At 72.1% G+C, this 13,160-nt stretch carries 13 protein-coding genes; 11 read left to right on the top strand and 2 right to left on the bottom strand.

Annotation, left to right across the window (positions count from 1 at the left end; genetic code table 11):
* The first annotated feature begins 42 nt into the window (after nucleotides 1-42).
* The 8 genes from recG to mutM all read left to right on the top strand — a co-directional run bounded on the left by recG (nucleotide 43) and on the right by mutM (nucleotide 7,794).
* Nucleotides 43-2,325, top strand: coding sequence for an ATP-dependent DNA helicase RecG (gene recG / locus ACFXPK_RS25730; protein WP_385079023.1), 2,283 nt, complete (start codon nucleotides 43-45; stop codon nucleotides 2,323-2,325).
* A 147-nt stretch (nucleotides 2,326-2,472) separates the two neighbouring features.
* Nucleotides 2,473-3,057: a 16S rRNA (guanine(966)-N(2))-methyltransferase RsmD gene (gene rsmD / locus ACFXPK_RS25725; RefSeq protein WP_384999381.1), complete on the top strand. Its 585-nt coding sequence runs from the start codon at nucleotides 2,473-2,475 to the stop codon at nucleotides 3,055-3,057.
* Between the two features lie 26 nt (nucleotides 3,058-3,083).
* Nucleotides 3,084-3,563, top strand: coding sequence for a pantetheine-phosphate adenylyltransferase (coaD, locus tag ACFXPK_RS25720; protein WP_384999411.1), 480 nt, complete (start codon nucleotides 3,084-3,086; stop codon nucleotides 3,561-3,563).
* A 98-nt stretch (nucleotides 3,564-3,661) separates the two neighbouring features.
* Nucleotides 3,662-4,900, top strand: a complete 1,239-nt coding sequence (locus ACFXPK_RS25715) for an ATP synthase F0 subunit B (RefSeq protein ID WP_385079020.1) — start codon at nucleotides 3,662-3,664, stop codon at nucleotides 4,898-4,900.
* Between the two features lie 201 nt (nucleotides 4,901-5,101).
* Entirely contained in the window at nucleotides 5,102-5,740 is a 639-nt protein-coding gene (locus ACFXPK_RS25710; protein ID WP_384999408.1) for a YceD family protein, read from the top strand.
* 2 nt (nucleotides 5,741-5,742) lie between these two features.
* Complete coding sequence (rpmF, locus tag ACFXPK_RS25705; protein WP_053675094.1) at nucleotides 5,743-5,916, top strand: 50S ribosomal protein L32; 174 nt, start codon at nucleotides 5,743-5,745, stop codon at nucleotides 5,914-5,916.
* Nucleotides 5,917-5,935: 19 nt separating this feature from the next.
* Entirely contained in the window at nucleotides 5,936-6,820 is an 885-nt protein-coding gene (gene rnc, locus ACFXPK_RS25700; RefSeq protein WP_385079017.1) for a ribonuclease III, read from the top strand.
* Nucleotides 6,821-6,933: 113 nt separating this feature from the next.
* Entirely contained in the window at nucleotides 6,934-7,794 is an 861-nt protein-coding gene (gene mutM, locus ACFXPK_RS25695; protein ID WP_385079014.1) for a bifunctional DNA-formamidopyrimidine glycosylase/DNA-(apurinic or apyrimidinic site) lyase, read from the top strand.
* On the opposite strand, the gene ACFXPK_RS25690 is transcribed toward mutM, so the two are convergent.
* Together ACFXPK_RS25690 and ACFXPK_RS25685 are read right to left on the bottom strand one after the other, a co-directional pair.
* A complete protein-coding gene (locus ACFXPK_RS25690) occupies nucleotides 7,767-8,168 on the bottom strand; it encodes a winged helix-turn-helix transcriptional regulator (RefSeq protein ID WP_385079011.1) in 402 nt (133 codons plus the stop codon). The genes mutM and ACFXPK_RS25690 overlap by 28 nt on opposite strands.
* A gap of 127 nt (nucleotides 8,169-8,295) precedes the next feature.
* Nucleotides 8,296-9,234, bottom strand: coding sequence for a CAP domain-containing protein (locus ACFXPK_RS25685; RefSeq protein WP_384999366.1), 939 nt, complete (start codon nucleotides 9,232-9,234; stop codon nucleotides 8,296-8,298).
* Between the two features lie 133 nt (nucleotides 9,235-9,367).
* Between ACFXPK_RS25685 and ACFXPK_RS25680 the strand changes: the two genes are divergently transcribed.
* The 3 genes from ACFXPK_RS25680 to ACFXPK_RS25670 all read left to right on the top strand — a co-directional run.
* A complete protein-coding gene (locus ACFXPK_RS25680) occupies nucleotides 9,368-9,649 on the top strand; it encodes an acylphosphatase (protein WP_384999363.1) in 282 nt (93 codons plus the stop codon).
* A gap of 403 nt (nucleotides 9,650-10,052) precedes the next feature.
* Nucleotides 10,053-10,271: a hypothetical protein gene (locus ACFXPK_RS25675; RefSeq protein ID WP_030351764.1), complete on the top strand. Its 219-nt coding sequence runs from the start codon at nucleotides 10,053-10,055 to the stop codon at nucleotides 10,269-10,271.
* Nucleotides 10,272-10,470: 199 nt separating this feature from the next.
* Nucleotides 10,471-13,160: AAA family ATPase (locus ACFXPK_RS25670; RefSeq protein ID WP_385079006.1), on the top strand; the 2,690-nt coding region annotated here is incomplete at its 3' end.

Below are 13,160 nucleotides of genomic sequence, written 5' to 3'. Positions count from 1 at the left end.
AAACCCGGGGGTGCGCGACGACTGTCAGTGGTGTGGTGTGCAATGGATCGCGTGTCCGCGCTGGATGAACCACTCAAGAACTCGCTCGGCCCCGCCACCGCGAAGGTGATGGCCGAACACCTCGGCCTGCACACGGTCGGCGATCTGCTCCACCACTACCCACGGCGGTACGAGGAGCGCGGCCAGCTCACCACCCTGGCCGAACTCCCGCTGGACGAGGACGTGACGGTGGTCGCGCAGGTCGCGGACTCCCGGATCCTCACGTTCAACCACGGCCGGGGCCAGCGCCTGGAGATCACCCTCACCGACGGCAGCGGCCGGCTCCAGCTCGTCTTCTTCGGCCGGGGACTCCACAAGCCGCACAAGGAACTGCCGCCCGGCAGCCGCGGCATGTTCGCCGGGAAGGTCTCCGTCTTCAACCGCAAGCTCCAGCTCGCGCACCCCACGTACGTCCCGCTCGGCCGCCCCGACGGGGTGGCGGGGGACGACGACGCGAGCGCCGTGGACGCCTTCGCGGGCAAGCTGATCCCGATCTACCCGGCCTGCAAGGGCCTGGAGTCCTGGAAGATCACCAAAGCCGTCGACGCCGTCCTGCCCCGCGCCGTGGAGGCGGCCGACCCGCTGCCGCCCGCGCTGCGCGAGGGGCGCGGTTTCGTCCCCCTGCCCGAGGCGCTGCTCAAGGTCCACCGGCCCGAGACGAAGGCCGACATCGAGGACGCGCGCGCACGCCTCAAGTGGGACGAGGCGTTCGTCCTCCAGGTCGCGCTGGCCCGGCGGCGGTACGCGGACGCCCAGCTCCCCGCCGTCGCCAGGAAGCCCGTGGCGGACGGACTGCTCGACGCGTTCGACGCGGAGCTGCCCTTCACGCTCACGGAGGGCCAGCGGAAGGTCACCGCCGAGATCTTCGCGGACCTCGCCACCGAACACCCCATGCACCGGCTGCTCCAGGGCGAGGTCGGCTCCGGCAAGACCCTGGTCGCGCTGCGCGCGATGCTCACGGTCGTGGACGCGGGCGGTCAGGCCGCGCTGCTGGCGCCCACCGAGGTCCTCGCCCAGCAGCACCACCGCTCGATCACCGAGATGATGGGCGGGCTGGCCGAGGGAGGGACGCTCGGCGGCGCGGAGAACGCCACCAAGGTGGTGCTGCTCACCGGCTCCATGGGCACCGCCGCCCGCCGTCAGGCCCTGCTCGACCTGGTCACCGGCGAGGCCGGGATGGTGATCGGCACCCACGCGCTGATCGAGGACAAGGTGCGCTTCCACGACCTCGGCCTGGTCGTCGTGGACGAGCAGCACCGCTTCGGCGTGGAGCAGCGCGACGCGCTGCGCTCCAAGGGCAAGCAGCCGCCGCATCTGCTGGTCATGACGGCCACCCCCATCCCCCGTACGGTCGCCATGACGGTCTTCGGCGACCTGGAGACCTCCGTACTGGACCAGCTCCCGGCCGGGCGCTCCCCGATCGCCAGCCATGTCGTCCCCGCCGAGGACAAGCCGCACTTCCTGGCGCGCGCCTGGGAGCGGGTGCGCGAGGAGGTCGGCAAGGGGCACCAGGCGTACGTGGTCTGCCCCCGGATCGGCGACGACGAGGAGGAGAAGGGCGGCAAGGGAGCGAAGAGCGGCGCGAAGAAGACCGCCGCCAAGGAGACCGAGGAGCCCACGGACAAGGCCAGGGGGAAAGCCGGCGGGAAGGCCGCGGAGGACGCGGAGAAGCGGCCCCCGCTCGCCGTTCTCGACGTGGCGGACCAGCTCACGGCGGGGCCGCTGGCCGGACTCCGGGTCGAGGTCCTGCACGGGCGGATGCAGCCGGACGACAAGGACGCCGTGATGCGCCGCTTCGCCGCGGGCGAGGTGGACGTCCTGGTCGCGACGACGGTCATCGAGGTCGGGGTGAACGTCCCCAACGCCACCGCGATGGTGATCATGGACGCGGACCGGTTCGGCGTCTCCCAGCTCCACCAGTTGCGCGGCCGGGTCGGCCGCGGCGCGGCCCCCGGTCTCTGCCTCCTGGTCACCGACATGCCGGAGGCGAGCCCCGCCAGGGCCCGGCTCGGCGCGGTCGCCGCCACGCTCGACGGCTTCGAGCTGTCCCGCATCGACCTCGAACAGCGCCGCGAGGGAGATGTGCTGGGCCAGGCCCAGTCCGGGGTGCGCTCCTCGCTGCGGATGCTCGCCGTCATCGAGGACGAGGAGATCATCGCCGCCGCCCGCGAGGAGGCGGTGGCGGTGGTCGCCGCCGACCCGGAGCTGGCGTCCAGCCCCGAGCTGCGTACGGCGCTGGACGCGCTGCTGGACACGGAGCGCGAGCAGTACCTCGACAAGGGCTGAGGTGACGGCGGTCCTGGCCGGTTCGCGGACACCGGCCGGGCCCCGCTGCGCTGTACGCCATATCGTGGAGCCCGGGCGGTCGTCGCGCCGACCACCGCCCCGCCGCTGTCCGCCCCCGCCCTCCCACGAACCGAGGATCCGACACCCATGACCCGCGTGATCGCCGGTGCCGCCGGCGGGCGCCGGCTCGCCGTCCCGCCCGGCACCGGTACCCGCCCCACCTCCGACCGGGCGCGTGAGGGCCTTTTCTCCACCTGGCAGTCGCTCCTCGGCACCCTGGACGGCGTCCGGATCGCCGATCTGTACGCCGGGTCCGGCGCCGTCGGCCTCGAAGCGCTCTCGCGCGGCGCCGCGCACGCCCTGCTCGTCGAGGCCGACGCCCGCGCCGCCCGTACCGTCCGCGAGAACGTCGCGGCGCTCGGACTCCCGGGCGCCGAGGTCCGTACCGGCAAGGCCGAACAGATCGTCACGGGACCCGCCCCGCAGGACCCGTACGACCTGGTGTTCCTCGACCCGCCGTACGCCGTCACCGACGACGATCTTCGGGAGATCCTGCTCACACTCCTGACCGGGGGGTGGCTCAGCGGCGATGCCGTCGCCACCGTGGAACGCAGCACCAGAGGCGGGCAGTTCGGCTGGCCGGCAGGTTTCGTGCCGTTGCGGTCCCGTCGCTACGGCGAGGGAACGCTTTGGTACGGTCGCGCCGCTTCTCGTTACGAAGACGCACCATGACCGGACCGGAGAGCGAGGGAATTCAGTTGCGCCGCGCCGTCTGTCCGGGGTCCTTCGACCCCATCACCAATGGACATCTCGACATCATCGCCCGCGCGTCCAAGCTGTACGACGTCGTACACGTCGCGGTGATGATCAACCAGTCCAAGAAAGGGCTGTTCACGATCGAGGAGCGGATCGACCTGATCCGCGAGGTCACCGCCGAGTTCGGCAATGTCGAGGTGGAGTCCTTCCACGGCCTCCTCGTGGACTTCTGCAAGCAGCGCGACATCCCGGCCATCGTGAAGGGCCTGCGGGCCGTCAGCGACTTCGACTACGAGCTCCAGATGGCCCAGATGAACAACGGACTCTCGGGCGTCGAGACCCTGTTCGTCCCCACCAACCCCACCTACAGCTTCCTCTCCTCCTCCCTGGTGAAGGAAGTCGCCACCTGGGGCGGGGACGTCTCCCACCTGCTGCCGCCCGCCGTCCACACCGCGGTCATAGAGCGCCTCGGCAAGAAGTGAGGCGCTGACCGCCCGTCACCCGGTGTCGGTCGGACACGGACTGGCCTTACAGTCGTTGCGTCCGTCTCCAAACCGGCCGAAAGAGTGGCGAGCACACGGTGGACGTGCAGAAGAAGCTCGACGAGATCGTCGACACGGTGGGCAACGCCCGCTCGATGCCCATGTCGGCGTCCTGTGTGGTCAACCGGGCCGAGCTGCTCGCGCTGCTCGAAGAGGTACGGGAGGCCCTGCCCGACTCCCTGGCCCAGGCGCAGGAACTGCTCGGCGGGCAGGAACAGCTCGCCGAGCAGGCCCGCCAGGAGGCGGAGCGCATCATCGAGGGCGCGCACGCCCAGCGCTCCACGCTGATCTCCGACACCGCGGTCGCCCGCCGCTCCCAGGAGGAGGCCGACCGCATCCTCGCGGAGGCGCGGAGGGAGGCCGAGGAGATCCGCGCGGAGGCCGACGACTACGTCGACTCCAAGCTCGCCAACTTCGAGGTCGTCCTCACCAAGACCATCGGCTCCGTCGACCGGGGCCGGGAGAAGCTGCTCGGCCGCTCCCCGGGCTCCGGCGATCCCGGGTACGCGGGCGGCGATGACGACGACGCCCCCGAGTACAGCGCGGACCCCAGCACCCTGATCCGGCGGGCCGACGAGTACGTCGACGCCAAGATCGGCGCCTTCGAGGCCGTGCTGACCAAGACGCTCGAAGCGGTCGGCCGGGGCCGGCAGAAGCTGCACGGCCGTACGGAGTCCGACGAGCTGGGGGCGCACATGGCCGCCCAGGACGCGGCGGGCCCCCAGGGACGCACCAGCGACGCCGACTACCTGGCCGACCTCGCGGGGACCCCGAGGGAAGCCCTCCAGGCGCCCCTGGCGGCCCCGCAGCAGCCCCTCGCGCCTCCGGAGCCCGCCCTGCCGCCCGTGCCCGCCCAGCAGCCGTACACGGATCCCGTGTACGCCCAGGCGGCGCAGCAGCCCGCAGGCTCGGGCTACCAGGACGGCGGCTACGACGCGGCCGGTGGTTACCAGGACCCGGCGTACCCCGCCGCAGGCCCCGGCTATGGGGCGGGCTACCCGCAGCAGCAGGACGCGTACGGCTACCAGCAGGACCCGTACACGTACCAGCAGCAGGGGTACGGTCAGGACCAGGGCCAGGGCGCGCAGCAGCAGGCCCAGGGGTACGACCAGAACTACGGCTGGCAACAGCAGCAGACGGACGGCCGCCCCGCGCTGCCGGCGCTGCCCCCCGCCCCCGCCGACCAGCAGCAGGGCGCCGCGCTCGACGAGACCAGCTTCTTCGACACGAGCATGATCGACCTGGAGCAGCTCCGCCGCTACGAACAGGGCCGCTGACCGCTCCGGGCCAGGACCCCGCCCCGGGCCCGTCAGGGCCGGGGCCCGGGGAGCTGCCAGGGACCGGATTGGGTCTACGGCGGCCGGTCCAGTACCCTGGTTCTTCGGCCGTGTGCATGTCCGCGGCTCAGGCTGCCCGCTTCGCTCCAGCGACGGTGGCGGCCCCTCTCTCCACAAGACTTTCGAAAGCGGGAAACAGCCCTGAACGCGCGCCTCGACCACCACAACCCCCTCGTGTTCGACACACACGAGCTGGGGCGGCGTCCTGGTGCGCTCCGGAAGCTGACCCGCTCGGTGCCCGCCCCCAAGGACTTCGGTATCGACGGGGTCATCGGAGCGCCCGAGGGCGCCCCGGTGGAGCTGGACCTCCGCCTTGAGTCGGTCATGGAAGGGGTGCTCGTCACGGGCACCGCCCGTGTCTCGGCCGAGGGGGAGTGCGTAAGGTGTCTGGAGCCGCTCAGCCAGGAAGTGGCGGCGGACTTCCAGGAGATGTTCTCGTACCACGACACCGACGACCGGGGCCGCACCCGTGCGGAGCCGGCCGACGACGCCGAGGACGACGAGGACACGCTCTTCATCGAGGACGGTCTGTTCGACCTCGAACCCGTGCTGCGCGATGCGGTGGTGCTCGCACTGCCGATGCAGCCGGTGTGCCGGGAGACCTGCTCCGGTCTGTGTTCCACATGTGGGATCAGGCTGGACGAGAACCCGGACCACCACCACGACGCCGTCGACATCCGTTGGGCGGCATTGCAGGGACTCGCCGAGACCGTCAAGGACGGCGAGAAGGACAACATGGGCGGCGCCGAAGCTGGCGTCGACGAGAAGCAGGAGAAGTAGCCGTGGCTGTTCCGAAGCGGAAGATGTCGCGCAGCAACACGCGCCACCGCCGGTCGCAGTGGAAGGCTGCGGTCCCCAACCTGGTTTCGTGCGAGCGTTGCCAGGAGCCGAAGCTCCAGCACATCGCGTGCCCGAGCTGCGGCACCTATAACAAGCGCCAGGTCCTCGAGGTCTGAGCGGCTGGTGAGAGGCTCGATGTCTGAACTGTCCCCTGCCAAGAAGCAGACAGACACTGTCAGTACGGCCTCGTCCCACACGCTTCTGGAAGGGCGGCTCGGGTATCACCTCGAGACCGCCCTTCTGGTGCGTGCGCTGACCCACCGTTCGTTCGCGTACGAGAACGGCGGTCTGCCCACCAACGAGCGGCTCGAATTCCTCGGGGATTCGGTGCTCGGCCTGGTGGTCACGGACACGCTGTACCGCATCCACCCCGACCTGCCCGAAGGCCAGCTGGCCAAGTTGCGGGCCGCGGTGGTCAACTCGCGTGCGCTGGCGGAAGTGGGCCGCGGCCTCGAACTCGGCTCCTTCATCCGGCTCGGCCGGGGCGAAGAGGGCACAGGAGGCCGGGACAAGGCGTCCATCCTCGCCGACACCCTGGAAGCGGTGATCGGCGCCGTCTATCTCGATCAGGGCCTCGGAGCGGCGTCCGAGCTGGTGCACCGGCTCTTCGACCCGCTGATCGAGAAGTCCTCGAATCTCGGGGCGGGCCTGGACTGGAAGACCAGTCTCCAGGAGCTGACCGCGGCGGAGGCCCTCGGCGTGCCCGAGTACCTCGTCACGGAGACAGGACCCGACCACGAGAAGACCTTCACTGCTGCCGCCCGCGTCGGTGGTGTCTCGTACGGCACCGGCACCGGCCGCAGCAAGAAGGAAGCGGAGCAGCAGGCGGCGGAGTCCGCCTGGCGGTCCATCCGGGCCTCGGCCGACGCACGGGAGGCGGCGGCCGGATCCGGCACCGCCGAGCCGGCCCCGGCCGACTCCGGTGCACCGGCCGCCGCTGCCGATGGGGCGGCCGACACCGCTCCGGCACCGGATCCGGCCCAGGCGGGGCAGGCTCCGGCGGACACCGCGACGGGCTGACCGCCCGTCCGTACGCTCCTTCCTGGTACGCCCCTCGCGTCGTCCGCGGCGCGAGGGGCGTCTCCCGTGCGCGGCCCTGTCACCCGTTCCGTCCCGTATCCGAGGAGCCCTCCGTGCCCGAGCTGCCCGAGGTCGAAGTCGTCCGGCGCGGACTCGAACGCTGGATCAGCGGCCGGACCGTCTCCGAGACCGAGGTGCTCCACCCGCGCGCGGTACGGCGCCACCTCGGCGGCGGTACGGACTTCGCGGCGCGCCTCAAGGGGCACACCATCGGTGTCGCGCGGCGCCGCGGCAAGTACCTGTGGCTGCCGCTCGCCGACACCGACGCCTCGATCCTCGGCCATCTCGGGATGAGCGGCCAGCTCCTCGTGCAGCCCGTGACCGCCCCCGCCGAGAAGCATCTGCGGATCAGGGTCCGTTTCGACGACACGCTCGGCACCGAGCTGCGCTTCGTCGACCAGCGCACCTTCGGCGGCCTCTCGCTCCACGACAACACCCCCGACGGGGTGCCGGACGTCATCGCGCACATCGCCCGCGACCCCCTGGACCCCGCCTTCGCCGAGGACGCCTTCCTCACCGCGCTGAAGCTGCGCCGTACGACGGTCAAGCGCGCGCTGCTCGACCAGTCCCTGATCAGCGGTGTCGGCAACATCTACGCGGACGAGGCGCTGTGGCGCGCCCGGCTCCACTACGAACGCCCCACCGCGACGCTGCCCCGGCCGCGCGCCGCCGAACTGCTCGGCCACGCGCGCGACGTGATGAACGCGGCGCTCTCCGTCGGCGGCACCAGCTTCGACAGCCTGTACGTCAATGTGAACGGCGAGTCGGGCTACTTCGACCGCTCGCTCGACGCGTACGGCCGCGAGGGCGAGCCGTGCCGCCGCTGCGGGACCCCGATCCGCCGGCGCCCCTGGATGAACCGCTCCAGCTACTTCTGCCCGCGCTGTCAGCGCCCGCCGCGCGCCGCGTCGTAACGCTCCCGCGCCGCCAGCACCTCGGGCATCCGCCCCTCCACCAGATGGACGAGGCCGAGCAGCCGCCCGGCGACCTCGCGCCCCAGCGGCGTCAGCTCGTAGTCCACGCGCGGCGGGTTGACCGGCTGCGCGTCGCGGCGTATGAGTCCGTCCCGCTCCAGTGCGTGCAGGGTTTGCGAGAGCATCTTCTCGCTCACCCCGTCGACACGCCGCCGCAACTCGTTGAAGCGGGAGCCGCTCTCGTGGAGCGCGCAGAGGGTGAGACCGCCCCAGCGGCCCGTCACATGCTCCAGCGTGCCGCGCGAGGGGCACTGCCGGGAGAACACGTCGAAGGCGAACCCGTCGGGCCCGGCGTCAGCGGAGAGAGTGTCCATATCCGCACCCTACTAGCGGAAAGCGCCACCCGATGGGCGGCGCTTTCTCACAGTGAGCGTACGGACGGAGGTGCCACGCCCGGTACAGGGCGGCCGACGGCGTCGCCGCAGACCGCGTCGTACCGGGTCAGAAGCCGAAGTTCTGCGTCCACCACGGGCCGCCGGAGCTGGTGTTCACGCCGACACCGAGACGGGTGTAGTCGCAGTTCAGGATGTTCGCGCGGTGACCCTCGCTGTTCATCCAGGAGTCCATCACCGCCTCGGCGGTGGCCTGCCCCCGGGCTATGTTCTCGCCTCCGAGGTTCTTCACACCGGCCTGCTCCGCGCGGTCCCAGGGCGTGTCGCCGTCGGGGTCCGTGTGGTCGAAGAAGCCGCGCTTCGCCATGTCGTCGCTGAACGCCTGCGCCAGCGCGTTCAGGCTCGCGTCGGCCTTCAGGGCGGCGCAGCCGACCTTGGCCCGTTCCTGGTTGACCAGCGAGAGCACGGCCGACGCGGCGGACGAGGGAGCCGCCTGGGACTGCTCCCCGGCGCGCTCGGTGGTCTGCGCGGGCGCCGGTGCCTCGTTCTCCTTCGTGGGCGAGCCGGCCGAGGAGCCCGAGGAGCCGGTGCGGGTCTCCGTGTCCTTGGACGGGGACTCCGTCTTCTCCTTCGGCGGCGCAGGGGCGGTCTTCGCCTGCGTCGGGGAGGCGGAGGGGGTCGAGGAGGGCGAGGCCGACTTCTCAGGACCCGTCGTCCGTTCCGCGCTGCGGCTCGGCTCCAGCGTCGCGCCGCGCGTCGGGTCCGCGGAGGAACCGCCCTGCTGCTGCAACTCGGGCGCGCCCTCGCTGCGGATCTGCTCACCGGTGGTGCCGCCGCCGCTCACGGAGAAGGAGCCTCCGCCGGGGAGCAGACCGGAGGCGACCGCGACGGCGCCGACCGCCATCGCCGCGGAGGCGCCGAGCAGTCCCGTACGGACGGGCTTGGCGACCCGGCCCTTGCGGCGCGGCGCGCTCGCGGGGCGGTCGGCGGAGCCCTCAGGGGATACGACAGGTGCGCCGGGGGCGGCGGAGCGTCGGTGGCGTCCCATCTGTGGTGCCTTCCTCAGTCTCGACGGCAACGTTACTCACCCGTATGAGTGAGGCTCATTGCGACCGGACTGTACGGCATGGCACGTGGGGCCGCCGGGCCTGGAGAGCAATTGGCCGATTAGCTTTGCGCCCATGAAAGAAGATGTACGACTCACGGCTTGGGTCCGCGGCAGAGTGCAAGGAGTCGGCTTCCGCTGGTTCACCAGGGCGAACGCTCTGGAGATCGGCGGTCTCACCGGATTCGCCCTCAATCTCGACGACGGCAGGGTGCAGATCGTCGCGGAGGGGCCGCGTGACAATTGCCACCGACTGCTCGACTGGCTCCGCTCCGCCGACACACCCGGCCGCGTCGACGGAGTCACTGAGATCTGGGACACCCCCCGCGGCGGTTACGAGAGCTTCGCCATCCGCTGAGGAACGCGGCCGTCCGCGCGGCCCGCGAGAAGCGGTACATGCCACCGGGATACCCGACTCTCCGCGATGACCAGCGATGACCTGGTGGTTGCCAAGTACCGTCGGCCGTGCCAAGCTCCCCGGTCAGCGAGGATCTCCGCGCCCCCGGGCCCCGGGGAGAGCGCGCGCCGCCGCAGGCCGCGGCCCCGCGCCACCGGGCCGCCCGGCGCCGCGGGCTGTGATCGTGTTGACCGTCAAACTTTTTGGTGAGACTCTGGAATCCCCGCGCACCTTAGCTGTTTGGCAGTAAGAACCGCAGTAGGAACCGCAGTGATGAACAAGCACTGCCAGGCACCGCGGGTGCGATTTCCCTCACGACCCACACCGCATTCGGTCGGTCACTCAGTGTGGAGGACCATTCATCATGGCAAAGGCGCTTCTCGGTTATGTCGGCGGTTCCGACCCGCGACTCCTCGCCGAGATGCGACGGCTTCAGCAGCGCGTCCAGGACCTCGAATCCGAGCTCGTACGGATCCAGTCCGAGAACGACGTGCTGAACGCCGCTGTCGCACAGCACCCCGGAGAGTCGCTGCTCAACGGCATCGACATTGACGTACCTCAGGCGGAGCCCGCGCTCACCTGATGACAGCCCCCGTCGGGGCCGGGTGAGAAACACTCTCGCAAGATATGCAAGGGACGCTTCGGCGTCCCTTCTTTCTTTCCATCTTCCCCTGTACGAAGCTTTGTTGGCGCTGCCACGCCTTTCTTAAGGACTGATGTGCCCTGCGCGTTCCACGGTGAAACCGCCGACGGACGATCCGGGCCCGGTAGAGTCCGGCGGCGTGCACCTCAAGGCCATGACCCTGCGCGGGTTCAAATCCTTCGCCTCCGCCACGACGCTGCGCTTCGAGCCGGGTATCACCTGCGTCGTGGGCCCGAACGGCTCCGGGAAATCCAATGTGGTGGACGCGCTCTCCTGGGTCATGGGAGAGCAGGGCGCGAAGTCACTGCGCGGCGGGAAAATGGAAGACGTGATCTTCGCCGGCACGACCGGGCGCCCCGCGCTCGGCCGTGCGGAGGTCTCTCTCACGATCGACAACTCCGACGGGGCGCTGCCGATCGACTACGCCGAGGTCACCATTACGCGGATCATGTTCCGCAACGGCGGCAGCGAATACCAGCTCAATGGGGACACCTGCCGGCTGCTCGATATCCAGGAGCTGTTGTCCGACTCCGGTATCGGCCGCGAGATGCATGTGATCGTCGGCCAGGGCCAGCTCGACTCCGTACTCCACGCCGATCCGATGGGCCGCCGGGCATTCATCGAGGAGGCCGCCGGGGTGCTGAAGCACCGTAAGCGGAAAGAGAAGGCGCTGCGGAAGCTGGAGGCGATGAAGGCGAATCTCGCCCGCGTCCAGGACCTCACCGACGAACTGCGCCGCCAGCTCAAACCGCTCGGCCGGCAGGCGGCGGTCGCGCGGCGCGCCGCCGTCATCCAGGCCGATCTGCGCGACGCCCGGCTGCGGCTGCTCGCCGACGATCTGGTGCGGCTGCGCGAGGCGCTGCGCACGGAGATCGCGGACGAGGCCGAACTGAAGAGCCGCAAGGAGGCGGCCGAGGCCCGGCTGAAGGCCGCGCTGACCCGCGAGGCCGAACTGGAGGAGGAGGTGCGCCGGCTCGCGCCGCGCGTGCGGAAGGCCCAGCAGACCTGGTACGAGCTGTCCCAGCTCGCCGAACGGGTACGCGGCACCGTCTCGCTGGCCGACGCGCGGGTCACCAGCGCCACCAACGCCCCCGAGGAGGAGCGGCGCGGCCGCGACCCCGAGGACATGGAGCGCGAGGCCGCCCGGATCCGGGAGCAGGAGGCGGAGCTGGCCGCCGCGCTGGAGGCGGCCGAGCACGCCCGTGAGGACACCGTCGCCCACCGCGCCGAACTGGAGCGCGCGCTCGCCGAGGAGGAACGCCGCCTCAGGGACGCCGCCCGCGCGCTGGCCGACCGCCGCGAGGGGCTGGCCCGGCTGCACGGCCAGGTCACCGCGGCGCGCGGCCGGGCGGCCTCGGCCCAGGCGGAGATCGGCCGCCTCGCCGCGGCCAGGGACGAGGCGCGCGAACGGGCGGTCCTGGCGGGGGAGGAGTACGAGCAGCTCAAGGCCGAGGTCGACGGGCTCGACGCGGAGGACGACGCGCTCGCGGGCCGTTACGAGGAGGCCCGCCGCGCCCTCGCCGACGCGGAGGGCGCGCAGAGCGCGGCGCGCGACGCCGCGACCACCGCGGAGCGCGAACACGCCGCGCTCTCCGCCCGCCACGACGCCCTCGCCCTGGGGCTGCGCCGCAAGGACGGCACCGGGGCGCTGCTGGGCGCCCGCGACCGGCTCACCGGTCTGCTGGGTCCCGCGGCGGAGGTGCTGAGCGTCACTCCGGGCCAGGAGGTGCCGGTCGCGGCGGCGCTGGGCGCCGCGGCCGACGCGATCGCGGTGAGCGGCCCCGCCGCGGCGGTGGAGGCCCTGCGGCTGTTGCGCGAACGGGACGCGGGCCGGGCGGCGCTGCTGCTGGGCGCCCCGGTGGCCCCGGTGGCCCCGGTGGCCTCGGTGGCGGACGTACGGAAGGAGGCCCCGTCGTCCGCCCCGTCGGCTTCCCCCGCTCCGTCCGCCGCGCCCGCCCGGTCCGTCCCCGGCGGGGTGCCCGCGCAGAGCGGCGGCCCCGGCACGGAGGCGGCGGGCGGTGGGCTGGACGCGGGTGGCGCGGCGGGCCAGGTCTCCTGCCCGGTCCCCGGCCCCGCCGGCTCCGTACGGACCGCCGTCGTCGCGCCGTACGTCGCGGACCTCGTCCAGGGACCCGCCGAGCTGATGGGCGCCGTACGGCGACTCGTACGCGACATGGTGGTCGTCGCCACCCTCGACGACGCCGAGGAGCTGATCGCCGCGCGGCCCACGCTCACCGCCGTCACCGCCGAAGGGGATGTCCTCGGGGCGCACTTCGCGCACGGTGGCTCCGCCGGGGCGCCCAGCCTGCTGGAGGTGCAGGCGTCCGTCGACGAGGCCGCCGCCGAGCTGGAGCGGCTCGCCGTGCGGTGCGAGGAGCTGGACGGGGCGCGCCGCGCCGCCGCCGCGCGCCGCACCGGGCACGCCGCCCTCGTGGAGGAGCTGGGGGAGCGCCGCCGCGCCGCCGACCGGGAGAAGTCCGCCGTGTCCGGGCGGCTCGGGCGGCTCTCCGGCCAGGCCCGCGCCGCGGCCGCCGAGGCCGAACGGGCCGCCGGAGCCGCCGCCGAGGCGCAGGAGGCGGTGGAGCGGGCCACTGAGGAGGCGGAGGAGCTGACGGAGCGGCTGCTCGTCGCCGAAGAGGAGTCCCCCTTCGGGGAGGGCCAGGAGGAGCCGGACACCTCCGTACGGGACCGGCTGGCCGCCGACGGCGCGAACGCCCGGCAGACCGAGATGGAGGCGCGGCTCCAGGTCCGTACCCACGAGGAGCGCGTGAAGGGGCTCGCGGGCCGCGCCGACGGACTCGACCGGGCGGCGCGCGCCGAGCGCGAGGC

Source organism: Streptomyces sp. NPDC059142 (assembly GCF_042755665.1).
Classification (GTDB): Bacteria; Actinomycetota; Actinomycetes; order Streptomycetales; family Streptomycetaceae; genus Streptomyces.
The sequence above is the reverse complement of the archived record's forward strand: the minus strand, read 5'-3'. Positions and strand labels throughout refer to the sequence as shown.

Bases quoted from the DNA above. Each gene is read 5' to 3' on its own strand.
- recG (WP_385079023.1), top strand. From the start codon at position 43: ATGGATCGCGTGTCCGCGCTGGATGAACCACTCAAGAACTCGCTCGGC.
- rsmD (WP_384999381.1), top strand. From the start codon at position 2,473: ATGACCCGCGTGATCGCCGGTGCCGCCGGCGGGCGCCGGCTCGCCGTC.
- rnc (WP_385079017.1), top strand. From the start codon at position 5,936: ATGTCTGAACTGTCCCCTGCCAAGAAGCAGACAGACACTGTCAGTACG.
- ACFXPK_RS25690 (WP_385079011.1), bottom strand. From the start codon at position 8,168: ATGGACACTCTCTCCGCTGACGCCGGGCCCGACGGGTTCGCCTTCGAC.
- ACFXPK_RS25685 (WP_384999366.1), bottom strand. From the start codon at position 9,234: ATGGGACGCCACCGACGCTCCGCCGCCCCCGGCGCACCTGTCGTATCC.
- ACFXPK_RS25680 (WP_384999363.1), top strand. From the start codon at position 9,368: ATGAAAGAAGATGTACGACTCACGGCTTGGGTCCGCGGCAGAGTGCAA.
- ACFXPK_RS25675 (WP_030351764.1), top strand. From the start codon at position 10,053: ATGGCAAAGGCGCTTCTCGGTTATGTCGGCGGTTCCGACCCGCGACTC.